Source organism: Telluria antibiotica (genome assembly GCF_011682055.1).
GTDB classification, from domain to species: domain Bacteria; phylum Pseudomonadota; class Gammaproteobacteria; order Burkholderiales; family Burkholderiaceae_D; genus Telluria; species Telluria antibiotica.
In genome coordinates this window covers 1-22957 of sequence record NZ_JAAQOM010000023.1, presented here as the reverse complement: position 1 = coordinate 22957, position 22957 = coordinate 1, and the positions used below count along the sequence as shown (strand labels likewise).

Annotated in this window: 14 protein-coding genes and 1 pseudogene; 9 read left to right on the top strand and 6 right to left on the bottom strand. The window is 65.0% G+C overall.

The window, feature by feature from the left end; all coding sequences use genetic code 11:
- Window positions 1-223 precede the first annotated feature (223 nt).
- The 4 genes from HAV22_RS27995 (at window position 224) to HAV22_RS27980 (ending at window position 5997) form a co-directional block, all read left to right on the top strand.
- Window positions 224-2563 carry a M1 family metallopeptidase gene (locus tag HAV22_RS27995; protein WP_229421475.1) on the top strand — a complete coding sequence of 780 codons (2340 nt, stop codon included), beginning with the start codon at window positions 224-226 and terminating at the stop codon, window positions 2561-2563.
- Between the two features lie 112 nt (window positions 2564-2675).
- Window positions 2676-3191, top strand: a complete 516-nt coding sequence (locus tag HAV22_RS27990; protein ID WP_229421474.1) for a DUF6702 family protein — start codon at window positions 2676-2678, stop codon at window positions 3189-3191.
- Entirely contained in the window at window positions 3191-5197 is a 2007-nt protein-coding gene (locus HAV22_RS27985; protein ID WP_166864172.1) for a TonB-dependent receptor, read from the top strand. Before HAV22_RS27990 ends, HAV22_RS27985 begins: the two co-directional genes overlap by 1 nt.
- A 47-nt stretch (window positions 5198-5244) precedes the next feature.
- Window positions 5245-5997: a 2OG-Fe dioxygenase family protein gene (locus HAV22_RS27980; protein ID WP_166864170.1), complete on the top strand. Its 753-nt coding sequence runs from the start codon at window positions 5245-5247 to the stop codon at window positions 5995-5997.
- A 201-nt stretch (window positions 5998-6198) separates the two neighbouring features.
- Here the strand turns inward: HAV22_RS27980 and HAV22_RS27975 are convergent, their stop codons facing one another.
- Both HAV22_RS27975 and HAV22_RS27970 read right to left on the bottom strand, forming a co-directional pair.
- Window positions 6199-7437 (bottom strand): DUF1501 domain-containing protein, encoded by a 1239-nt coding sequence (locus HAV22_RS27975; RefSeq protein WP_166864167.1) that lies wholly within the window; start codon window positions 7435-7437, stop codon window positions 6199-6201.
- A gap of 17 nt (window positions 7438-7454) precedes the next feature.
- Window positions 7455-9071, bottom strand: coding sequence for a DUF1800 domain-containing protein (locus tag HAV22_RS27970; protein WP_166864164.1), 1617 nt, complete (start codon window positions 9069-9071; stop codon window positions 7455-7457).
- Between the two features lie 163 nt (window positions 9072-9234).
- On the opposite strand from HAV22_RS27970, the gene HAV22_RS27965 reads away from it, so the two are divergent.
- Together HAV22_RS27965 and HAV22_RS27960 are read left to right on the top strand one after the other, a co-directional pair.
- A complete protein-coding gene (locus tag HAV22_RS27965) occupies window positions 9235-9585 on the top strand; it encodes a DUF3147 family protein (RefSeq protein WP_166864161.1) in 351 nt (116 codons plus the stop codon).
- A 181-nt stretch (window positions 9586-9766) separates the two neighbouring features.
- Window positions 9767-12172 carry a WD40/YVTN/BNR-like repeat-containing protein gene (locus HAV22_RS27960; protein WP_166864158.1) on the top strand — a complete coding sequence of 802 codons (2406 nt, stop codon included), beginning with the start codon at window positions 9767-9769 and terminating at the stop codon, window positions 12170-12172.
- A 66-nt stretch (window positions 12173-12238) separates the two neighbouring features.
- On the opposite strand, the gene HAV22_RS27955 is transcribed toward HAV22_RS27960, so the two are convergent.
- The 3 genes from HAV22_RS27955 to HAV22_RS27945 form a co-directional block, all read right to left on the bottom strand.
- The gene (locus tag HAV22_RS27955) at window positions 12239-12925 is read right to left on the bottom strand and encodes a hypothetical protein (RefSeq protein ID WP_166864155.1); all 687 of its coding nucleotides are present in this window, start codon (window positions 12923-12925) and stop codon (window positions 12239-12241) included.
- 250 nt (window positions 12926-13175) lie between these two features.
- Window positions 13176-14456, bottom strand: coding sequence for a hypothetical protein (locus HAV22_RS27950; RefSeq protein ID WP_166864152.1), 1281 nt, complete (start codon window positions 14454-14456; stop codon window positions 13176-13178).
- Window positions 14457-14471: 15 nt separating this feature from the next.
- Window positions 14472-16001 (bottom strand): MBOAT family O-acyltransferase, encoded by a 1530-nt coding sequence (locus HAV22_RS27945; protein WP_166864149.1) that lies wholly within the window; start codon window positions 15999-16001, stop codon window positions 14472-14474.
- Between the two features lie 263 nt (window positions 16002-16264).
- On the opposite strand from HAV22_RS27945, the gene HAV22_RS27940 reads away from it, so the two are divergent.
- The 3 genes from HAV22_RS27940 to eruA all read left to right on the top strand — a co-directional run bounded on the left by HAV22_RS27940 (window position 16265) and on the right by eruA (window position 22863).
- Window positions 16265-17218 carry a chromate resistance protein ChrB domain-containing protein gene (locus HAV22_RS27940; protein WP_166864147.1) on the top strand — a complete coding sequence of 318 codons (954 nt, stop codon included), beginning with the start codon at window positions 16265-16267 and terminating at the stop codon, window positions 17216-17218.
- Window positions 17215-18384 carry a chromate transporter gene (locus HAV22_RS27935; protein ID WP_166864144.1) on the top strand — a complete coding sequence of 390 codons (1170 nt, stop codon included), beginning with the start codon at window positions 17215-17217 and terminating at the stop codon, window positions 18382-18384. Before HAV22_RS27940 ends, HAV22_RS27935 begins: the two co-directional genes overlap by 4 nt.
- Before the next feature lie 540 nt (window positions 18385-18924).
- On the top strand, window positions 18925-22863 hold the full coding sequence (gene eruA, locus HAV22_RS27930) for an NACHT domain-containing antiphage protein EruA (RefSeq protein WP_166864142.1): 3939 nt from the start codon (window positions 18925-18927) through the stop codon (window positions 22861-22863).
- On the opposite strand, the pseudogene HAV22_RS27925 reads toward eruA, so the two are convergent.
- Window positions 22826-22957, bottom strand: a pseudogene (locus HAV22_RS27925) (IS481 family transposase); the annotation flags it as partial. The gene eruA and the pseudogene HAV22_RS27925 overlap by 38 nt on opposite strands.

Below are 22957 nucleotides of genomic sequence, written 5' to 3'. Positions count from 1 at the left end.
GGAGCCGGCGGTGTCCGCACGCATGTCCGATGCGTGTCCGTTGCCGTGTCCGCGTGTCCGACCGTATCGTCAGCACCACGCCGCGGCATTTGTATCAACGTTTTTACAAACGAAACGGCATCCTGACCGAATGGCAAGACTAGAATATTTTCCTTCTTTCAACCATGAATGCAGGGCAAATATGATACGTTTCCCGATCGGACTGGCGGCTGTATGCCTCACCATGTCGGCAATCGCGGCGGAACCTTTCGACGACAAATTCCGCCAGCTCGACGAATTGCTGCCGACGCCGACCTCCATCCGCACCGCTTCCGGCGCGCCCGGCCATGCGTACTGGCAGCAGCGCGCCGACTATGCGATCCGCGCCACGCTGGACGAAGGCCGCCGCGCCATCACGGGCACCGAGACGATCACGTATCACAACAATTCGCCCGACACCCTGTCATACCTGTGGGTCCAGCTCGACCAGAACATCTACAAGCGCGACTCCGACGCGCGCATGACGGCCACCCTGCCCTCGCGCGACGCGTGGGCCAAGGCGCGCGGGCCGGAAGACGGCTATAAATTCGACGCGCTGCGCGCCGTGCTGGAAAAGAGCACGTTCGATGGCGGTTTCAAGATCGCGGGCGTGAAGGATGCGGGAGGACGGCCGCTGCACACCGTCATCAACCGCACGATGATGCGCATCGACTTGCCGCAGCCCTTGAAGCCGGGCGCGAAGCTCGCGTTCTCGATCGACTGGAGCTACAACATCAACGAGCAGAAGGTGCTCGGCGGCCGCTCCGGCTACGAGAAATTTGACGAGGACAAGAACGACCTGTTCGAGATCGCCCAGTGGTTCCCGCGCATGGCCGCGTACTACGACGTGATGGGCTGGCAGCACAAGCAATTCCTCGGCACCGGGGAATTCACCCTGGAATTCGGCGACTACGACGTGCAGCTGACCGTCCCCGCGGACCACATCGTGGCCGGCACGGGCGAGCTGCAGAATCCGGGCGACGTCCTCACGGCCGGCCAGCGCCAGCGCCTCGAGCAGGCGCGCACGGCGACCAAGCCTGTGATCATCGTCACGCAGGCGGAAGCGGAAGCGAAGGAAAAGACGCGCGCCGCCGGCACGAAGACGTGGCACTTCCGCGCGAAGAACGTGCGCGATTTCGCGTGGGCGTCGAGCCGCAAGTTCATCTGGGACGCGCAGGGCTTCAAGAAGGACTCGACCAACGTGCTGGCGCAGTCGTTCTACCCGAAGGAAGGCAACCCGCTGTGGGAAAAATACTCGACGGCGGCCGTGATCCACACGATCGCCGAGTACAACAAGTATTCGCTCGACTACCCGTACCCCGTCGCGATTTCCGTGAACGGCCCGGTGGGCGGCATGGAATACCCGATGATCTGCTTTAACGGCCCGCGCCCGACGAAGGACAAGAAGACGGGCGAGCTGACGTACTCCAGCCGCACCAAGTATGGCCTGATCAGCGTCGTGATCCACGAAGTGGGCCACAACTACTTCCCGATGATCGTCAACTCCGACGAGCGCCAGTGGACGTGGATGGACGAGGGCCTGAACAGCTTCCTGCAATACCTGGCCGAGCAGGCCTGGGAAGAGCACTACCCGCAGTCGCGCGGCGAACCGCGCGTCATCGTCGACTACATGAAGAGCGCCAACCAGGTGCCGATCATGACGAACTCGGAATCGATCGCCGCCCTCGGCTACAACGCGTATGCGAAGCCGACGGCCGCGCTGATCGTGCTGCGCGAGACGATCCTCGGCCGCGAACTGTTCGACTTCGCCTTCCGCGAATACGCGCAGCGCTGGAAGTTCAAGCGCCCGACGCCGGCCGATTTCTTCCGCACGATGGAAGACGCATCCGGCACGGACCTCGACTGGTTCTGGCGCGGCTGGTTCTACACGACGGACCACGTGGACGTGAGCGTGGACGGCATCACGGAATACACGGTGGGCACGAAGGATCCGGAGATCGAAAAGGCGTGGAAGAAGGCGCAGCGCGACGCGGAGCCGATCTCCATCACGGACCAGCGCAACAAGGGCACCCTGCCGCGCCGCGTGGACGCGCATCCGGAGCTGAAGGACTTCTACAACGAGCATGACGAGTTCACCGTCACGAACCACGACCGCAACAAGTACAATGAGGCGATCGAGGAACTCGAGGACTGGGAAAAGAACCTGCTCAAGGAAGGCAAGCACCTGTACCTCGTCGATTTCAGCAATCTCGGCGGCCTCGTGACGCCGCTCGTGCTGGAGATCACGCTCGCGAGCGGCAAGAAGTACATCGAGCGCATCCCGGCCGAGGTGTGGCGCTACGCGCCGAAGAAGATCACGAAGCTGATCATGACGGACGAGCCGATGGTCGCCCTCACGCAGGACCCGTACTGGGAGACGGCCGACACGGACGTCAGCAACAACAGCTGGCCGCGCAAGGCGATGCCGTCGCGCCTCGAGTTGTACAAGACCCAGCACGACAAGGACAACCTGATGAAGGAGTTCAACGAGAAGCTCAAGACCAAGGACGACGCCGAAAAAGCGGTGACGCCGAAGTCCGAGTGACGCACGCGTTTGGTGGGCACGGGGTGCCCACCCTACGATATGCCGCTTGCCGTAGGGTGGGCACCCTGTGCCCACCATCAGCGTAAATGGCCTGGAACGGAAGCAGGACACCATGACGAAGCACCACCACGACCGCCCCCGCATGACCGCCCGTCACCTCCTCGCGCTGCTGTGCGCAACGGTCTGCCTGAACGCCGCCGCCCACCGCTTCCACGCCGGCATCACCGACATCAGCTTCAACGAGCGCACGGGCAGCACGGAAATCGTGCACACGTACATGGCGCACGACGTCGAGTCGCTGCTGACCGCGTTGTACCAGCGCCAGTTCGACCTGTCCGACCCGGACGACCAGGCCGTGCTGCGTCGCTACGTCGAGAAGCAGTTCTGGCTGGCCGACAACGAGGGCCGCCACCTGCCGCTCGGCTGGGTCGGCGTGACGGTCGACACGGACAGCGTCGTCGTGTACCAGGAAGCCGTACGCACACCGGTCACGAAGGTCGAGACCATCCACGACGCCGTGCTGAGCGACTTCCTCCCCGACCAGCAGAACACCGTGAACCTGACGGCGAACGGCAGCCTGCGCACGTTCGGCTTCACGAGCAGCCGCACGGAACTCGCCGTCCACTGATGCGTGCCGGCGCCCTGCTGCTCGCCGCGGCGTTCGTCCACGCCGGCGCCCGCGCCGACGATCCCTTCATCCAGCGCGTGCTCGTCGAAGGCGCGCGCGCGCGCCAGCTGGGCGTCGCGGACACCGCCAGCGCCGGCACCGTCAGCCAGCAGGAGCTGGCGGCGATGGCCGTGTACCGCCCCGGCGAACTGCTGGAGGCGGCGCCCGGCCTGATCGTGAGCCAGCACAGCGGCGAAGGCAAGGCGAACCAGTTCTTCCTGCGCGGTTTCAACCTCGACCACGGCACCGACCTCGCGACCTGGCTCGACGACATGCCCGTCAACCAGCGCAGCCACGCGCACGGCCAGGGCTGGACGGACCTGAACTTCCTGATCCCGGAACTGACGGTCCGACTCGACTACAAGAAGGGGCCGTACTCGGCGCGCGAGGGCGATTTCGCATCGGCCGGCAGCGCCGCGATCACCTACGCGAACCGCCTCGCGCGCAACGTCGCTACCGTCGGCATCGGGCAGGACGGCTATGCGCGCACGGCGCTCGCGGCATCGCACGAGACGGGCGACGGCGTGCTGACGTATGCGCTGGAAGCCATGCACAACGACGGGCCGTTCACGCATCCGGACGATTACCAGAAGCTGAACGGCGTGCTGCGCTACAGCCGCGGCTATGCGAACAATGGCTGGAGCGTGACGGCGATGGCCTACCGCGGCCGCTGGAACGCGACGGACCAGGTGCCCGCGCGCGCCGTCGCCGCGGGCCTGCTCGGGCGCTTCGACACGGTCGACCCGACGGACGGCGGCGCGGCGAAGCGCTTCAGCCTGTCCGGCGTGTGGCGCCAGACGGGCCAGGACGCGGCGACGAAGGTCAGCGGCTACATCATCCGCAACCAGCTCGACCTGTGGTCCGACTTCACCTACTTCATGGACGACCCGGTCAATGGCGACCAGTTCGCCCAGCCGGACCGGCGCGTCACGAGCGGTTTCAACGTCACCCACAGCTGGCATGTGCACCGCGGAGAGATGTCGGCGTCGGACGTCACGGTCGGCGTGGAAGCGCAGAACGACAATATCTTCAACGGCCTGGCTCACACGGCCGCGCGCCGCCTGCTGGCCGTCACGCGCGCGGACCACGTGACCGAGACGAGCACGGGCGCCTTCGTCGAGAACGCGACGCGCTGGAACAGCTGGTTCCGCACGACGGTGGGCGCGCGCGTGGACGGCTACCGGTTCCGCGTGCGCAGCAGCGCCCTCGCCGATGCGGGCACGACGCACGATGCGCTGGCCAGCCCGTCCGCCAACCTCGTGTTCGGCCCGTGGCGCCTGACGGAGTTCTACGCGAACTACGGCACGGGCTTCCACAGCAACGACGCGCGCGGCACCGTCACGCCACTCGGCACGGGCCTCGTGCGCTCGCGCGGCATGGAGTTGGGCATGCGCACGGAGGCCGTCCCGAAGATGCAGACGGCGATCTCGCTGTACCGCCTGGACTTCGACTCCGAGCTGACGTACGCGGGCGACGCGGGCACGACGGAAGCGGGTCCGCCCAGCCGCCGGGTCGGCATCGAATTCTCGAATAGCTATAAACCGTATAAATGGTTATCGGTCGACTTCGATGCCGCGTACGCGCAAGCACGCACGCGCGAGACCGCGCCGGGACACGACCGCATCCCGGAAGCGATCGAAGGCGTGGGCCAGCTCGCGCTGACGGTAAGCCGGCTGGGGCCATGGGACGGCGCGCTGCGCCTGCGCTGGTTCGGCCCCCGCCCCCTGCTTGACGACGACAGCGTGCGCTCGCGCGCCAGCACGACGATGAACGGCCGCCTGGGCTATCGCGTGAACCGCGACCTGCGGCTGGAACTCGAGGGGTTCAATCTGGCGAACCGGCACGCATCGGCGATCGATTACTACTACGCGTCGCAGCTGCGCGGCGAGACAGCACCGCAGCAGGACGTGCACTTCCATCCGATCGAAGCGCGCACGTTCCGCCTGACGCTCGTCAAGAACTGGTAAGCCGGCGGTCATTCACGACCGCACCAAAAAAGTGCTAGGCTAAGAGGATGACAACTCCGCAACCACCCTATACCGATCCCGCCCACGTCGTCGACGCCCTGCGCGGCGACGGCTATGCGCTGCTGCGCCCGGCCGACGTGGCGCGGCTTGCCGGCTGCACGCTCGACGAATTGATGGCACTGGCGCCCAGCTGGGAACACCTGGAACTCGACAACTACCTGAAGGACGGCGGCCGCTATCGCCGGCGCCGGCATTCCTGCTTCGTCGACAGCGGCCACGCCCTCACGCAAAGCCCGCACCGCGCGCACTGGCAGCCGGTCGAATACAACGCGCTGCACGGCGGCATGCACCGCCTGTTCGTCCCCATCGAACACGCCACCATCGAGCAACCGGCGTGGAGTCGACTGCTGCGCGCACTGGGTACCGTGTGCTCGCAAGTGAAAGGCCCGCAGACGTGGTACGTCGAAGCGCACCAGTTCCGCATCGATACGGCCGACGGCATCGGCCGCCCCACGCCGGAAGGCGCGCACCGCGACGGCGTCGATTTCGTCGCCGTGATCCTGATCGGACGCGCCAACATCAAGGGCGGCGAGACGCGCGTGTTCGAAGCGAACGGCCCCAAGGGCCAGCGCTTCACGATGACGGAACCGTGGACCCTGCTGCTGCTGGACGACGCGGCCGTGATCCACGAATCGACGCCGATCCAGCCGGTCGGCGAGAACGGCCACCGCGACACCCTCGTGCTCACGTGGCGCGCCGGCGCCTTCCAGGGCGACGACGCCGAAACCACCGGCGCCTGAACCTTCCTCCGCGCGGCCGCCCGGCCGTGCCACTCCAACTGTTAGCGGCAAACAAAAAAAAAGCCCGCAACCTTGCGGTGCGGGCTGAATCCAGATTTCCGGAGAAAAACTGGAGGAGACGGTTCAACTATAGCCTTATTTTTTGTGCACCGCAATACGGTAGAACTACGGTATCTAGAGTATCTCCTCTAGAGGGAAGCATCAGGTGCCCATGAGGCGGAAGGCGGCGCGCTTTTGCGGCATTGCGGGAAAGACCCGTTCCAGACGTTTATCGCCTAACATTAAATGTTCTTCAGATATGTGCGCTAACACCGAACGAAAATCGGTCGTGACGGGTAAATCGCGGCCCTCGTTCAGTTGGGCGTCGCCGACGCCTTCCCAATCGCCATATACCTTACCCCCGCGGACTTTTCCGCCCATGACCCACATCACGTTGCCGTGACCGTGGTCCGTGCCGCCGTTGCCATTCTCGTGGGCCGTGCGGCCGAATTCCGACATCACGACGACGACCGTGTCGTCGAACAAGGGGCCGAGGCGCTCGGCCAGCACGGCCAGGCCCTGGCCCAGCGGCGCAAGGCGGTTGGCCAGCTGGCCGGAGGCGGCGCCCTGGTTCGCGTGCGTGTCCCAGCCGCCCAGCGCGACGAACGCCAGCTGGATCTTCGGGTCGTTGCGCATCAGGCCCGCGAGGCGCGCGGCATCGTCGGGAAAGCCGTTCGGCAGCGGCGCGCCGCGGTCGGCCGCCTGCATCTCGTGGCTCTCGAGGGCGTCCATCACTTCGCGGTGCGCCGCGCGCCCGTCCGCGTACGCGCGCCCGAAGCGCGGATGGCTCGCGTACAGCTCGTCGAACGCGGCCTTGACGGCCGGCCGGTCGAGCAGGTCGGCGCGCGCGGCGCCAGCGACGTTCGGCAGGTTCACGGCCGCCGCCTGGCCGGACAGGATGCGCGGCAGCACGGGGCCGATGCCCAGTAGCCGGCTGGGCGACTGCGGGCCGGGTAGCGCCGCGACGAGGCGGTTCATCCAGCCGTCCGGCGTGCTCTTGCGGCCTGGCGTGGCCGATTCCATGTAGTCCTGCGCGTCGAAGTGGGAGCGGGTCGCGTCCGGCGAGCCGCTCGCGTGGACGAACGCCAGCTTGTGCGCGCGCCACAGCGGTTGCAGGTCGGCCAGCGCGGGATGCAGGCCGAAATAGCCGTCCAGGTCCAGCGCGCCCCCGTCCATGCCGGGCGCCCCCAGGCCGATCGTGGGGCGCAGCCGCGCATAATTCGCGTCGCCGACGGGGGCGACGACGTTCAGGCCGTCGACGGCGCCGCGCAGCATCACGACAATGAGTTTCCGGCCGGTGGGATCGGCCGCGGACCCGCTCAAGGCCCATGCACTGCGGCCGACCGGAAGCAGGATGCCGGCGCCCAGCGCCAGCGCGTTGAGGAAGTGCCTGCGTTGCATGTCGTTCTCCGAAAGAATCAGCGCTGCATGAAATCGGGACTGCCGAGCAGCATCGCGGCGCGCAGGTTGTCCGGATTGCGCTGGACGATGGCCCGCGTGCGCGGCGAGATCGAGCCGGCCAGCGTCGCCTGCAGGCGCGCCGGATCGACGGGCGCCTGCGCCGCCACCGGCTTCGGCGCGGCCGGCACAGGCTCGGGCGGTGCCGGCGGCGGCATCGCATCGCTGCCGGCCATGTTCGGCGCCATCGCCGCCATCGCGGGACGGGCATCGACCGGCGGCGCCGCCAGCGGCAGCTTGCCGGCGGCGAGCGCGGTGGCGAACGCGATGCGCCGCGTGAGCGCGTCCGGGTTGAGCCACGCGTCCTGCGTGTTCTTGTACCCGTCCGGCGTCTGGCAGCCGTACAGCGGCATGCCCAGCTGGTTCATCGTGTTCACGAGCGGCATCACGTTCGCCACCGGCGCGCCGCTGGCCCGCACGGCCGACACGACGAACTGGTACGGCGTCTTGAACTTGGCGCCGGCCGCGCCGGCCGACATGAATTCGCGGCTCGCGAACAGCGTCGCGAGCACGGCGCGGATGTCGCCATGCGACGCCATCCACGTGGCGGCCATGCGGTCGACGAGGGCCGCCGGCGGCTCGTCGCTGACGAAGTACTGGGCCAGCTCGAAGCTCACGTGATGGGCCGTGGACGGATGCACGGCCAGCACGTCCAGCGCGTACTCGCCTTCCTGCTGGCCTGTGGGCGCGATCTCGCGTCCGAGCCACGTCTTGGTGTCACGGTCGTGGCGGCCGGCGTCGAAGCGGAACGTCTCGCCCGCGCGCGCGAGGCGCTTCTGGTCGAACGTCCAGCCGGTCAGCATGCGCGCCAGTTCCGTCACGTCGCGCTGCGTGTAGCCGCCGTCCGCGCCCAGCGTGTGCAATTCCATCAGCTCGCGCGCATAGTTCTCGTTCAGGCCGCGCGCCTTCCCTTTGGCATCGGGGCGCGGCGCCGACGACACGACGTTGTCGAGGTAGAACAGCATCGCCGGGTGCTTCGCCGTCGCGCCCAGCAGCGCGCGGAAGGAGCCCAGCGCGTACGGGCGGATCGCGTCGCGCTCGTAGCTCGTCACCAGGGCGCGGTCGATGCCCTTGCCTGCGAAGACGTTGAAATGGTTGTACCAGAAGTCGACCATGACTTCTTCCAGCTGGCGCGGACTCTCGACGGCGCGCAGCAGCCTGGCCTCGGCGGCCTGGCGCGCCACGCGCATCTCGGTCTGGCGGCGGCGCTGCTTCGCGCCCTCGTCGTCCATGCGCACTTCGCGGCGCAGCTCGATGAATTCGGCCAGCGAGTCGCCCGCGCTGCGATTGACGGTGGCAAGCAGCGCCAGGCGCGCCGTCAGGTCGGGCGGCAGCGGGATCGTCTCGGGATGCAGCTGCTCGTCGATCCAGCGCTGCACGCCCATGTTCGCCACGCGCTCCACGTCGCCGGGACGGGGCCCGAATGCGAGCCTGTTCAGCACGTGCAGCGCCTGCGCCTGCGCATCGAGCGGGGCCGCCTGCGCCGGCGGTGCCGCGGCCGCGGGCGGCACACCCGACGCGACGCCGGTCGCCATTAGGGCTGCGGTCAGCAGGGCTAGCGATGCGCGCTGGATCATGGTGTGCACTCCTCGTGGATCCTCATTTAACCTTGAACGGACGAGCATGGATAGCGACGGAGCGTATCAATGGTAAGGATTTGTAACGGCCGTGTTCCCGGGGTGTACGTAGCGAACAAGGGTGTGCTTTGCTACACTGGGGCACGCTCTCTCGTCCTGCGCCATGTCCTGGATCGTCACCAAATACCTCGTCACCGCGGCCGTCGTCGTTTTCGTGTCGGAAGCCGCCGCGCGCTCCGACCGTCTCGGCGGCCTGATCGCCTCGCTGCCGCTCGTCACCGTGCTTACGCTGATCTGGCTGTACGTCGAGCGCCAGCCGCAAGAAAAAATCGCCAACCACGCGTGGTACACGCTGTGGTACGTGCTCCCGACGCTGCCCATGTTCGCCGCGTTTCCCTGGCTGCTCGGCCGCTTCGGCTTCTGGCCCGCGCTCGGCGCCGGCGTCGCGCTCACCGTGGCCAGCATACTCTTGTTCGCGCTCGTGCTGAAACGCTTCGGCATCGATCTACTCTGATCGCCATGATTCTGCCTCGATCAAATCATGTTCACAAAAAACCACATCACCGATTACATTTGAATACAAGTTTGTAACAGGTAGTGACAGGAATCCACACGAATCATAGTCTTTTGCTACGTAGATACGGCTCACCAGCTTATCTGCGCGACAACGACAAACTCACAAAGTGGGAGACATGATGACTTGGTTACACAAGGCAACCTGGCTGGGCGGCTTGTTCGCCGCGGCCGGCACGATGTCGCTGGCCCAGGCCCAGACGGCAACCGACGATAGCGGTTATCGCAGCACCCAGACGTTCCGTTCGTTCCAGGCCGCGGGCGGCGGCGAAGAGGACCGGCCCACCGTGATGGGCCGCCTCGAATGGCTGAAGGCCCGCTACGGCGCCACGCTCCCCGCCGATTTCTCGCACCGCATGGTGCAGGAATGGGCGAAGCAGCGCGCCACCTATCCGCAGCTCGCGCCCGGCGCGACCCCGCCGGCCGGCGTGCCGCAATGGCAGTCGATCGGCCCGACCCGCGCCGTCAAGACGCAGAACGACATCCAGCTGAGCGTCACCGACAGCGGCCGCCTGCGCAACATCCTGCCGCACCCGACGGACCCGAACACGGTCTACCTGCTGTCGTCGTCGGGCGGCATCTGGAAGACCAGCAATTTCGAATCGCCTTACCCGACGTGGACCCCGATCACGGACAAGGTCATCACGACGAGCGGCGGCGCCGCGGCGCTCGGCCGCAGCCCGCAGACGCTGTACTACGGCACCGGCGACCCGTTCGACGGCATCCCGATCGTCGGCGGCGCGATGCTGAAGACCACCGACGGCGGCAACACCTGGTCGCCGTTCGTCTTCCTCGGAAATTCCGGCATGGTGCTGGACGTGAAGGTCGATACGCGCGGGGCCACCGACGTCGTGCTGGTCGCGACCGACGCCGGCATCTTCCGCTCGGCCGACGGCGGCAACACCTACGCGCAGGTGCTGAACGGCGGTCGCGTGTGGAGCCTCGCGCGCTCGAGCACGGGCTGGCTGGCGACGGCCGCCACCAGCGGCTACTACAGCCCCGCCACCCTGTACTGGTCGAACGACGGCATCACGTGGACTCCCCTGTCGGCGCCCAACCTGACGGGTGGCGCGGGCCGCATCACGCTCGCGGTCGGCGCGCCCGGCGACAATGTCGTGTACGCGTATGCCGCCAACTCGTGCAGCAGCGGCTGCGACCAGAAGGACCTGTTCCGTTCCGGCGACGGCGGCTACACGTGGACGGCGCTGGGCCTGAACAGCAAGGCCCCGGTCAATCCTAACGAAGAGAACCCGACCATGGAACTGATGGGCGGCCAGGGCTTCTACAACCACATGATCGTCGTCGACCCGACCGACCCCACGCGCAACACGGTGTACCTGGGCGGACAGCTGAACACGGGCAAGACAACGGACGGCGGCCAGACGTGGCGCCTGATGACGAACTGGCTCGCGCAATTCGGCCTGCCGTACGCGCACGCCGACCACCACACGGCCACCGTCTCGACCGCGGGCGGCATGAAGCGCGTGATGATCGGCACGGACGGCGGCCTGTTCCTCAGCTACGACGAGGGCAAGACATGGACGGACCAGAAGAACACGGGCCTCGTCGACTACCTGATCTATTCGATGGCGACGTCGGGCTCCGATCCGAAGAGCGTGCTGATCGGCCTGCAGGACAACGGCACGCGCATCCGCGTCGGCAACACGAGCGTGTTCAACCAGAGCTTCGGCGGCGACGGCTTCGGCGTCGGCTGGAGCCAGTCGCGCAATGTGACGGCGCTCGGCAGCTACGTGTACGGCTACATCTATTACGCGCAGAAGGATCCGAACATCCAGAAGAAATGGACCGATCCCACGTTCGACGACGCCACCTGCACGTACAACGGGATCAATGCCTGCAACGCGTACTTCGTGACGCCGATCGCCACCCCGTCCGCCCAGGCCGACCCGGGCGGCAAGACCTACTTCACGAACACGAAGAGCCTGATCTACCGCACCGACGACGCGGGCGCCTCGTGGACGCCCATCTTCAGCGGCAGCACGGCCGCCACGTACATCCGCGGCGCGTCGCACAGCGTGTCCGTCAGCCCGATCGACCTGAACCACGTGGCCGCCGTATCGCCCGGTGGCCGGGTCCTGATCACTGTTGACGCCGGCGCCACGTGGAAGCAGCGCAATACGCTCGTGCCGGGGCACCTCGGCTACAACAGCAGCGTGGCGTGGGCCAACAACTCGGTGCTGTACGTGTCGTCGGAAAACCCGTTCGGGCAGAGCGTGTATGTCGTGAAGTCGACGGATGGCGGCGCCACTTGGGCCGCCGCGAGCAACGGCTTGCCGAACGTGCCGATCCAGAAGCTGCTGGCGGCGCCGAACGACCTCTCCGGCAACACCGTGTACGCGGCCACGTGGCTCGGCGTGTACCGCACGACGAACGGCGGCATCAGTTGGAGCCAGTTTGGCGCGGGCCTGCCGACGGTCGAGGTGAGCGACCTGTACATGCCGGCCGACGGCAGCTTCCTGCGCGCCTCGACGTATGGGCGCGGCGTGTGGGATCTGTCGCTACGTTGATCGACCTTGCTTCAAAAAAGAAAACCGGCGCGAGCCGGTTTTCTTTTTGGGGCGGCGGAAACGCGATCAGTAATCGCGGCTGCGGCCACCCAGCAGCTTGGCCAGCACGAAGCCGGCGGCCGCGGCGATGGCGATCGCGGTGCCCGGTTTCTGGCGCACGTACTCGAAACTCGCTTCCTTCCATTGACCGTAGGCGTCCGTCAGTTGTTGCTGGCGCTGGCCCAGGTTGACCGTGGCGCCGCTCAGCATGCCCTGCAGCTTGTCGACGCCGGCGTGGGCCGTCGTGGCAAGGCGGTCGACGACGGGACGCGCCGCATCTGCAGCCTTGTCGACCATCGGACGGGCGGCGTCGGCGGCCTTGTCGATGGATTGGTGCAGGTCCTGCGCGCGGGCATTCACCTGGGCGCCCATGTCGCGCGAATCGCCGCCGACACCCGAGCCGGTGGCCGCGCCGGCGCTCTGTTTGTTCTGGCTGGAGGAGCCCATCGACCCCATGCCCGACGACGACGATGCGCTACCGGCATTGCTGGTGCCGCCCACGGCGCCCGTGCTGGACGCGGTGGCGCCGCCTGTGCTGCTGCCGGTCGAGCTGTGCTGGTCCTTGCCCTGGTTCAGCTGGGTGCTCTTGTTCAGGCTGTCCGAACCGGTGGTGCTGCCCAGGTTGCCGGCGCCGCTGGCATTCGGCAGGCCGCTGTCCTTGCCCTGGTTGCCCAGGTTGCTCCCTTTTGCTTCGCTCGACTTCTGATTATCCATGATGAATTCCTTTTGTAAGATTTTGACCAACGCGGAGTAGACCGATCTTCTTGACCGTGCATCCGTTCAAAAGTTCGACCGATAAGCGGTCCTTACGCGTTGCGCTGCCGCGCGACGTCCGAACGACACCGGCAGAATGCGGTGTCTCAATAAAAAAAATATAACTTTTTGTCGACCCCGACTGTGCGCTGCATAACAGAGACGGGGAGGCGAAACGAGGGAGGGCTGGCACGCCGGCCGGCCCGGTCGGTCAGGGCGTTGATGCGCGGGCCACGGCGACGAGGTCGCTGGCACCGGCAAAGACGTCGGGATAGGTACCGGCGCACTGGGCGCGCTCGGCGGCGATGCGCTGGCGGTTGGCGTCGAGGCCGTCGGCGGTGAGGCGCACGCCGAACGTCCCGTCGCCGCCCAGGATGCGCTGCAGCATCAGGTCACCCAGCGTGGACTTGAAATGGCCGGCTTCCCAGTACCAGCGCGTGACGCTGCGCGTGTCGCCGGGCGCGGGGATGCGCTCGCAGCGCATGTCGCCATAGCCGCTGAAGTCCCAGACGCTGATGCGTGCATCCGGATGGCGGGCGCGCGCGGCGTCCGCTTCGCGCACGAGCACGCGCTTCCACTCGTCCATCGTCCCCAGCAGGCCCGCGTCCTCGAACATGGCCATCAGTTGCGCGTGGTACGGGTAGATGACGAGGTGCACGTCGGTACGGTCGCGTGCCATCGTGTCGAGCAGCGCGCGCAGGCGGCCGATGCTTTCCGAACTGTCGGTGCCCGCGACGAACAGGTTGTGCGGCTTTTTGAGGACGGCCTTCGCGTTGTCGCGCGCCTTTTGCTGGAAGATCGCGTAATAGCCTTCCGTGCGCGCGTAGCGGTTGTAGTCGCGCAGCGGGGTCTGGCCGCGCTGCGTCATCGTCTCCGGATCGGCGGCCTTCTGCAGGCGCACCGTGCGCAGCGCGTCCGTCAACGACTTGATCGAGAACAGCGTATCGAAGCGCCATTGCCACGGCGACGGCGCCTGCACGGGCGCGGGCTCCAGCCTGCTGTTGGGCGAGACGAGGAAATCGAGGAACTCTACGCCGATCACGGCCGTCGACGCCGGCGCCGCGTCGGCCCGCAGCTTCGCATACATGCGCTCCGACACGGTCAGTTTCGTGCCCGACATCCCCATGTTATAGGCGCCGCGGCCGCGCGCGGCGAGCAGCGGGCTGTCCGGGTCGAGGCCGACCTCGGCGCGCGAATTCCCCAGCAGGATCACGTCCGGCCGCACGGCCTCCGCCTGCGCCAGCTTGATCTGCTCGCGGTATTGCTCCGGCAGCGGTTTCACGTGGTTCAGGCGCGGGCTGTCGACCAGGCCATACAAGTGGTACGGGTCGACGACGGCCACGATGCCCACGACGAGCAATACGCCGGCCGCGACGACGCCCGCACACCAGGCCGTGAATCGGCGATACGGGGCCTCGGGGCGCATGGCATCGGCGGCCGGGGTGCCGGCCAGGACGGTGACCTCGTCATCGTAGCGCTGGATCTGTTCCATTCGGCTGTCCCCGCTTCAGAACTGGAAATACAGGAATTCGGCGGGGCGGCTGAGCGACAGCAGGCTGCCGAGCAGGATCGCCCCGATGTAGATGCTCCAGCGCCGCGCAGGCAGCCACAGCAGCCAGCCGGTGCGGCGCGGCGAGCTCGGTGCGCCCAGTGCCGTTTCGTAGCGGCCCATGATCTGCTGCGTGTTGGGCAGGCAGAACGCGATGGCGGCGCCGACGGCGACCCATTGCCACGTCTCCAGGAAGCGCGAGCCGCCGCCCAGGTAGAACGACACGCCCAACTGCTCGAGCGCACCCCTCAACGGCCCCAGTTGCAGGCCGATCGACGCAGGGAGGCCCACGCCGTCCAGGCCCGCCATGCCGCGCAGGATCGTCATCGCCTTGTCGAAGTGCGTCGCGCGGAAGAACACCCAGGCCACGCACACGGCGACGAACGTCAGCGCCATGCTGAACGCGGCCCAGACGCGGCCACGCGGCAGGCGCAGCTTCTCCGCCAGCGCATTCCAGCCGTGGTTGATGGCGAGATAGATGCCATGCAGCGCGCCCCAGATCACGAAGTTCATGCCGGCGCCATGCCACAGGCCGCCCAGCAACATCGTCGTCATCAGGTTGACGTAGCGGCGCACGGGGCCCTTGCGGTTGCCGCCCAGCGGCACGTACAGGTAGTCGCGCAGGAAGCGCGACAACGTCATGTGCCAGCGGCGCCAGAAATCGATGATGTTCGCGGCCTTGTACGGCGAGTCGAAGTTCAGCGGCAGGCGGATGCCGAACAGCAGCGAGATGCCGATGGCCATGTCGGAATAGCCGGAGAAGTCGAAGTACAGCTGGAACGCATACGCGAGCACGCCGCCCCACGCGTTCGCGAACGAAAACATGTCCGACTGGTCGAACAGGAACGTCGCGTGCGGCGCCAGGTTGTCGGCGATGAGCACTTTCTTGGCGAGGCCGATCGCGAAGACGCTAAGCCCCACCGCGAGGTTCCGGTACGAGAAGCGGTAGCTGCCGGGCCGGTCGAACTGCGGCATCATTTCCGCGTGGTGCAGCACGGGGCCCGCAATCAAGTGCGGGAAATACGTGATGAACAGCACGTAGTGCAGGAAGCGCGCTTCCTTGACCTTGCCCTGGTACGTGTCGACGAGGTAGGCGATCTGCGTGAACGTGAAAAAGGAAATACCGATCGGCAGCACGACGTGGAGCGCGGGGATGTCCGCGGCCGCCAGCCAGTTCACGCCCGAGATGAAGAAATCCGCGTACTTGAAGTAGGCGAGCAGCAGCAGGTCGATGGCGACGGCCGCCGTCAGCCACCGCTTGCGCGCCGCACCGGCCGCGTGGCCGATGCGTTGCCCCATCCAGTAGTTGAACAGGATCGAGCCCACCAGCAGCGGGATGTACACATAGCTCCACCAGCCATAGAACGTCAGCGACGCGAGGGCGAGCCAGCCGGCGGCCCAGGTGTGGCCCCTGCGCGCGAGCAGGAAGTAGCCGACGGCCGTGATGGGCAGGAAGAGAAACAGGAACGTGAATGAATTGAAGAGCATGGCAACCGGTCGGGCTGGTTCCTGCATGGCGCGGTTTTGCCGGTCCATGCGCGAAGGAATCGTTGGTAACAAAATACGGCCGGGGCCGCGGCGGACAGGATGTCTCATCCTTAGCCATCCAGACAATATAACATCGATCCCTTGCAAAAAAAACAGCGCGCGGCGGCGTGACAACACGCGGGAGACGGCACACGCCATCGGTTCTTGTAGATGAATCTATGTTTGTGTAGACTTCATTACTTCACTCCCGATACCGACTCGCCATGCCGACCTCCTGGCTCCTTTTCATCGCCAGCCTGCCGACGACGGGCGCGACGGCCCGCATGCGGCTGTGGCGCGCCATCAAGGCACTCGGCTGCGCGTCGTTGCGCGACGGCGCGTACCTGCTGCCGGACACGCCGGCCCACGCCACGGCGCTGGACTACCTGGCCGCGCGCACGAACGACGAAGGCGGCACGGGCTGCGTCGTGAACGTGGCGCCGCGCTCGGCGGACACGGAGGCCGCGTTCCGCGCCCTGTTCGACCGCTCGGCCGACTATGCCGCCCTCGCGACGCAACTGCTGGCCGCCAAGCGGGCACTGGCCGGGCAGGACGCGGCCGACGTCGCGAAGACCGTCCGCCGCCTGCGCAAGGACCTCGAGGCCGTGCGCCGCATCGATTTCTTTCCGGGTCACGCAGCGGACGACATCCAGTCCGCGTGGTCCGACTTCGAGGACGCGGCCAACGCCGTGCTGTCGCCCGGCGAACCGCATGCCGAGCAACGCCCCATCGCGCCGCTGGACCGGCAACGCTACCAGGGCCGCACGTGGGCCACGCGGCGGCGTCTAGGAGTCGACCGCGTCGCGAGCGCGTGGCTGATCCGGCGCTTCATCGACGCGGATGCCCGCTTCCTGTGGCTCGCCAGCCCGGCCGACTGTCCGCCCGATGCGCTCGGCTTCGATTTCGACGGCGCCGCCTTCACGCACGTGGGCGACAAGGTGACGTTCGAAGTGCTGCTCGCCAGCTTCGGCCTCGAGGACGAACGGGGCCTCGCGCAGCTGGCGCGGCTGATCCACGTGCTCGACGTCGGCGGGGCCGCGGCGCCGGAAGCGGCGGGCTTCGAAGCCATCCTGTCCGGCGCGCGCGCACGGCTGCCGGACGACGACGATTTCCTGCGCGAGATCGGCACCGTCCTCGATTCACTGCATACCCACTACGGCAAGGAGAGCCCCCAATGACGGACCCGCAACGACCACCCTACACGCTGTGGCAACTCGTGCTGTACATGCTGCGGCTCGGCGCGCTCGGCTTCGGCGGCCCCGTGGCGCTGGTCGGCTACATGCAGCGCGACCTCGTCGACACGCGCGGCTGGATCACGCAGGAGGATTTCAAGGAAGGCGTGGCGCTCGCGCAGATCGCGCCCGGCCCGCTGGCGGCCCAGCTCAGTATCTACCTCGGCTTCGTGCACTACCGGCTGCGCGGCGCCACCCTCGCCGGCGTCGCGTTCGTGCTGCCGTCGTTCCTGATGGTCGTCGCGCTGGGCTGGGCGTACGTCCGCTTCGGCGGGCTGGCGTGGATGCAGGCCGTGTTCTACGGCGTCGGCGCGGCCGTCATCGGCCTGATCGCGATGAGCGCGAAGAAGCTGACGCAGAAGACGCTCGGCAAGGACAAGCTGCTGTGGGCCGTGTACCTGCTGTTGATGCTGTCGACCATCGCGACCGAGTCGGAAATCACGTGGCTGTTCATCGCCAGCGGCGTGCTCGTCTGGCTGCTGCGCGCGCCGCCGCGGTGGATCGGCAAGGGCGTGCTGGGCGTGGCGGTGGCCGACCAGGCGCTCGTCGGGGCGGGCCTGCTCGGATCGCTGGACGTGCCGCTGCTGGCACAGATCGCGGTCTTCTTCGGCAAGGCGGGCGCGTTCGTCTTCGGGTCGGGCCTCGCCATCGTGCCGTTCCTGTACGGCGGCGTCGTGACGGAACACCACTGGCTCAACGACAAGCAATTCGTCGACGCCGTGGCCGTCGCGATGATCACGCCGGGCCCGGTGGTGATCACGGTCGGCTTCATCGGCTACCTGATCGCGGGCTTCGCGGGCGCGTCGACGGCAGCGCTCGCGACGTTCCTCCCGTGCTACCTGTTCACCGTCATCCCCGCGCCCTACTTCAAGCGCTACGGCAAGCATCCCGGCCTCGCGGCGTTCGTGGACGGCATCACGGCGGCGGCCATCGGCGCGATCACGGGATCCGTCGTCGTACTGGCGCGGCGCTCCATCATCGATATTCCCACTGCCCTGCTGGCCGTGGCGACGATCGCGCTGCTGTGGCGCTTCAAGAAGCTGCAGGAGCCTGTGATCATCGCCGCGGCTGCGGTGGCGGGGCTTGTGCTGTATCCGCTGATGCACACCTAAGAGAAGAGCGGATCGTCGACGGCAATACACGTGGCACCCACTGCCTTCGGCGGCCGCGCAGTGGAACTCCAAGATTATCGCGCCATCAATTTGACGTGGCCGTAAGATGAAATTGGTCCAGCGAAGCGCGCATCATGCGGCCCCGCCCTTCAGCACGCGCACGATGGACCCGACCGGCCACGCCAAGCGCCCCTGAACGCGGACAGGGCGGATCGCGTCATTTTCAAAGCACGCTCAGGCACGCAAGGGTGCGGCGAGCGTTTTAGCCAGTAGGCGGCGTAAGGGGGCACATGGGTGCGGGTTTCGTTGGCGAGGGCCGGGAGCGTCGCGCTCAGGTAAGTATGCAGAGACATGTTGAAGCTCTATGTTGTGTTGGATGGAGGTCCATTATTTGTCTCTAAAAAAACCGACCTCATAATGTTGCGTCGCAAATTAAAGATGGGCAACAAGAAGCCCTTATGCACGAGCCTTCGACACTCGACGCCTGAAGCGGGTAAGTGATACGCTAATCTTTGCCCAACAGTATGTTTCTTTCAAAGCATGAATCAGGAACTCATCGAGCGAAAACTTTGGTACGAGACTGACCGCCGTATCACGCTGACCGAGGGTGAATTGCGCCGGCGCGCAGAGCCGCTTGTCATCTTGGGCGAGGCCGGCATGGGCAAATCATCCTTGCTCCAATGGCTTGCTAATTCAGACGAATTTGCACTCTGCACCGCCCGGCAACTAATAAACCGCCGCAATCCCGCGACTCTGCTCGGCACCGCCCGTGTGCTGGTGATCGACGCACTCGACGAGGTGAGCGCGCAAAAGGACGGTGAGGCAGTTGACCTTGTGTTGCAGCGACTCGGCGAACTCGACTATCCACAATTCGTACTATCGTGCCGCGTGGCTGATTGGCGTAGCGCGACAGGCCTCGAAGCCATCCGTGAACAATACGACCAGCAACCACTTGAACTACATCTGCTGCCCTTCACTGATGAAGACGCCATTGCGTTTCTTGGCGGCCGCTTTGGCATTGAGATGGCCAGAGACGTAGTAGCTCATTTTAATGGCCGTGGCCTCCAGGGCTTGCTCGGCAATCCTCAGACACTAGAACTCGTCGCGCGTGTAGCTGGCAAAGGCGACCTTCCAGAAACCCGTGGCGACCTATTCCACAGTGCAATTGAAGTTTTGCGGCTTGAGCATCGTGACGCCAAGATATGCAACCAGCCGGCGCGCGAGGCCGGTCTGGATGCTGCTGGCGCAGCCTTCGCCGCCCTGATTGTTACCGGCAGCGAAACTATCGTTCGCACTGCGGCTATAAATGGCACGACGGCTGAACTACAGCTCGCCGAAATTGAGCAACTCCCCGGCGGCGCCAACGTGCGATCCATGCTTGACACCAGGCTCTTCAAAGCGGATCGGGCAGATAGGTTCACCTACTGGCACCGGAGCATTGGCGAGTTCTTGGGCGCGTACTGGCTATCAAAGCTGGCCAACACAAGGAAGAAGCGCGCGCGTCTGCTCTCGTTGTTTCATAGCCAGCGCCTTGTGCCCGCGAGCTTACGCGGCATTCATGCATGGCTGGCGCTTGACCCCGCACTCGCTCCTGCCGTAATCGCAGCCGATCCGATGGGGGTGATCGAATATGGTGACGCCGACTCGCTAGGGATTCAAAACGCTCGCTTACTGCTCAACGCACTAAAAGATCTTGCAACCTCCAATCCTCGCTTCCGCGACTGGCGACCATATTCCGTCAAAAGTCTTGTTCAACCCGGCCTGATCGATGACCTCCGTGAACTCATCTTGTCGCGTGACGCACCGTTCGGCCTCCGACTCCTCGTCATCGAGTCCGCTAAAGGGTCAACGGTTGCCCTGTCGCTGGCAAATGAACTACGCACCCTGGCACTCGACCCGGACATGGAGTTCGCGATCAGAAGTGCATCCGGGGAAGCACTTGTCGAGGTAGACGGTAGCAGCAATTGGCAAGCCACGATGCGAAGTCTTTGCTCGCTCAACGATAAGCTTTCTGTCCGGCTTGCCATTGAGCTGATAGACGAGATTGGCTATGCCCCCTTTGATGACAGTCTTATCGTTAGCCTAGTAGTCGCCTACGCTCTTCAGAACAGCCGGACGGTAGGGGCACTTTATCGACTTAAAGTTAGCCTACCGATTGCTCGCTTGGACAGTCTCCTGGATTGTTATACGAACGCACTTAAAAAGGTGGGTGATCTGCATGACCATCATGCCGATGCCGAACTATTAGATTTCGCATATCATCTGATTTGCCGTCGCGTTGCCGACGGTGATGTAAATGTCTTTGAGGTCTGGAAATGGCTTGAATCCTTTGAAGGGTTCGCAGGGTACGATCTAGGTGCCCGCGCCCAGCTTACTACGCACATTCAACATGATTCTGCCGTACGTCTCGCGCTGCAGCGGTATGTCCTTTTAGAAAGCTCTGCTCAACAATCCGTGCATCTTCAACTGCATCGGCTGAGCCGGACCTTGACCAGCTTCACGCCGTCGCCTGAAGATGTCGTCGAACTGTTCAAGGCGCTTGACCCTGGAGATCATAGCGACGAGCGCTGGCGTGAAGTTGTCCAGCTTGTGCGGCATGACGGTGATATCGGAGCTGAGGTCCGTGAAGCAGCTCGACCATTCGCCCGACATCGACCGGATTTATTGCGCTGGCTCGACCGTCTTGGCACGCCCCGCCCTCCACGTTGGCAGATCAAGCACGACCGACGTCAGGAAAAGCGACGTCGACGAGAAGTCTGGCATCGCGCTCAGAGTCAACGCGATTTCATGGGCAAGATAGAAAAAATTCGAAGCGGTGACTTTGCAAGTATCGTGAACCTCGCGCTGGCCTATCTCGATTACTTCCGCGACATTGGCTCGGAGGACGTACCTGCGCACGCTCGTATCGAAACGTGGGTAGGTCCCGAAGTGAACGAGGCGGCGCGAATCGGATTTGAGTCCTTTCTTCTGCATGAGCCCGCAATATCTTTGGCGGCCGATATCGTAGAGGGCTTAATGGAAGGAAATCAGCACAACGCGGCGTACATCGTGGTGGTGGCACTCGCAGAGCGCCGACGGCTCGGACTTGAGGTCGACGACGTCACGGATGAACGACTGCTTGCATGCCTTTTCGAACTGCGCCGCAGCAAAATCGACAACCATGCCGGTATCGATGGCCTGGAGGAGTGGGTGGAAGAGAGGGTTCGTGCACGCGGGCTTTGGACCCAGGCGATGCGTCGCTACCATGAGCCTCAGTTACGGGCAGGCCGCACTCCTGTTGACGGCCTATATGCATTGATGCGGGATCCATCCGTGGCGCAAATAAGCGCCGATCTTGCGGCAGACTGGCTGATGGGTTTCGATAATTTGCCCGTTGAACCGGAAACTGAGCTGGTGGATCGCCTTCTACGCTCGGGGCGGTACGACGTCCTCCGCTCTGTGGCATGCGCCAAGGAACGCTTCGTATCAGACACGCAGCGTCATAACTGGGATGCGGTTGGATTAATCACGGACTTCGACGCGACCGCCGCAAGACTGGATGGACAAGAGATCGAGCCTGATCTGCTCTGGCATATGAGGGATCGCGCAAGCGGGGGGCACCGCGACCACGGGCCGGCTCTTACGACTGCCCAGCTCGAGTGGTTGATCTCTACCTTCCGTGGCCGTTGGCCTTTTGTAGGCCGACAATCGGGGGTTACTACCGGGGATACGAACTCTTGGGATGCGACGGAGTACATTACGTCTCTCATCAGCCGCCTCGGCAACAATCCCTCGGCCGAGTCCAGCGCCGCCTTGACCCGCTTGGCCAGCGCATCGATTGATGGTTACACCGAAACAATCAAGGCCGTGGCTGCCGAGCAGGAGCGGATACGTGTCGAGTCCGCCTATGTGGCACCAACCCTCGCCGCGCTGAATGCGTTTGCACGAGACGCCCAGCCGGCGTCAGCATCCGATCTGCAAGCCTATATGATTAACGAGCTAGAAGTCGTGCAGGCCAAGATACGTAGCGATGACGCTGAATCTTGGCGCGGCTTCTTCGACGACAAGGGCGTGCCGTACGACGAGGAACGATGCCGCGACCATTTGCTCGGACTACTCCGCCAAGGATCGGATGAGGTGACGCTTGAACCCGAAACTCACGTGGCATCGGACAAGGAAGTCGATATCACCTGCTCGGCAGGCACTCTGCGCATGCCTATCGAGATAAAAGGGCAATGGCACAAGGACCTATGGCGTGCGGCCGACAAACAGTTAACAGCCCTTTATACCCGGGACTGGCGAGCCGAAGATCGTGGCACCTATTTAGTCTTGTGGTTCGGCCCTAACGTCCCCTCGAACAAAGAACTTTATAGATCTCCTCAAGGTGTAGCCAAACCGCAAACACCGGAGCAGCTGCGTGATCTGTTAATAGCCGGCAGCAATGCGGCGCGCGACGGACTGGTTAAGTGTCCAGTCCCGTTTGATCATAAACGCGTTTGACGAATAATTCTGGACGCTTCTTCTGCCATTCCTTGAGGGCCAGGATGGGCGTTTTTGCGTCGAGCGCACGCTGCGGAATGTGATGGTTGTACAG

Bases quoted from the DNA above. Each gene is read 5' to 3' on its own strand.
- HAV22_RS27995 (WP_229421475.1), top strand. From the start codon at position 224: ATGTCGGCAATCGCGGCGGAACCTTTCGACGACAAATTCCGCCAGCTC.
- HAV22_RS27990 (WP_229421474.1), top strand. From the start codon at position 2,676: ATGACGAAGCACCACCACGACCGCCCCCGCATGACCGCCCGTCACCTC.
- HAV22_RS27985 (WP_166864172.1), top strand. From the start codon at position 3,191: ATGCGTGCCGGCGCCCTGCTGCTCGCCGCGGCGTTCGTCCACGCCGGC.
- HAV22_RS27980 (WP_166864170.1), top strand. From the start codon at position 5,245: ATGACAACTCCGCAACCACCCTATACCGATCCCGCCCACGTCGTCGAC.
- HAV22_RS27975 (WP_166864167.1), bottom strand. From the start codon at position 7,437: ATGCAACGCAGGCACTTCCTCAACGCGCTGGCGCTGGGCGCCGGCATC.
- HAV22_RS27970 (WP_166864164.1), bottom strand. From the start codon at position 9,071: ATGATCCAGCGCGCATCGCTAGCCCTGCTGACCGCAGCCCTAATGGCG.
- HAV22_RS27965 (WP_166864161.1), top strand. From the start codon at position 9,235: ATGTCCTGGATCGTCACCAAATACCTCGTCACCGCGGCCGTCGTCGTT.
- HAV22_RS27960 (WP_166864158.1), top strand. From the start codon at position 9,767: ATGACTTGGTTACACAAGGCAACCTGGCTGGGCGGCTTGTTCGCCGCG.
- HAV22_RS27955 (WP_166864155.1), bottom strand. From the start codon at position 12,925: ATGGATAATCAGAAGTCGAGCGAAGCAAAAGGGAGCAACCTGGGCAAC.
- HAV22_RS27950 (WP_166864152.1), bottom strand. From the start codon at position 14,456: ATGGAACAGATCCAGCGCTACGATGACGAGGTCACCGTCCTGGCCGGC.
- HAV22_RS27945 (WP_166864149.1), bottom strand. From the start codon at position 16,001: ATGCTCTTCAATTCATTCACGTTCCTGTTTCTCTTCCTGCCCATCACG.
- HAV22_RS27940 (WP_166864147.1), top strand. From the start codon at position 16,265: ATGCCGACCTCCTGGCTCCTTTTCATCGCCAGCCTGCCGACGACGGGC.
- HAV22_RS27935 (WP_166864144.1), top strand. From the start codon at position 17,215: ATGACGGACCCGCAACGACCACCCTACACGCTGTGGCAACTCGTGCTG.
- eruA (WP_166864142.1), top strand. From the start codon at position 18,925: ATGAATCAGGAACTCATCGAGCGAAAACTTTGGTACGAGACTGACCGC.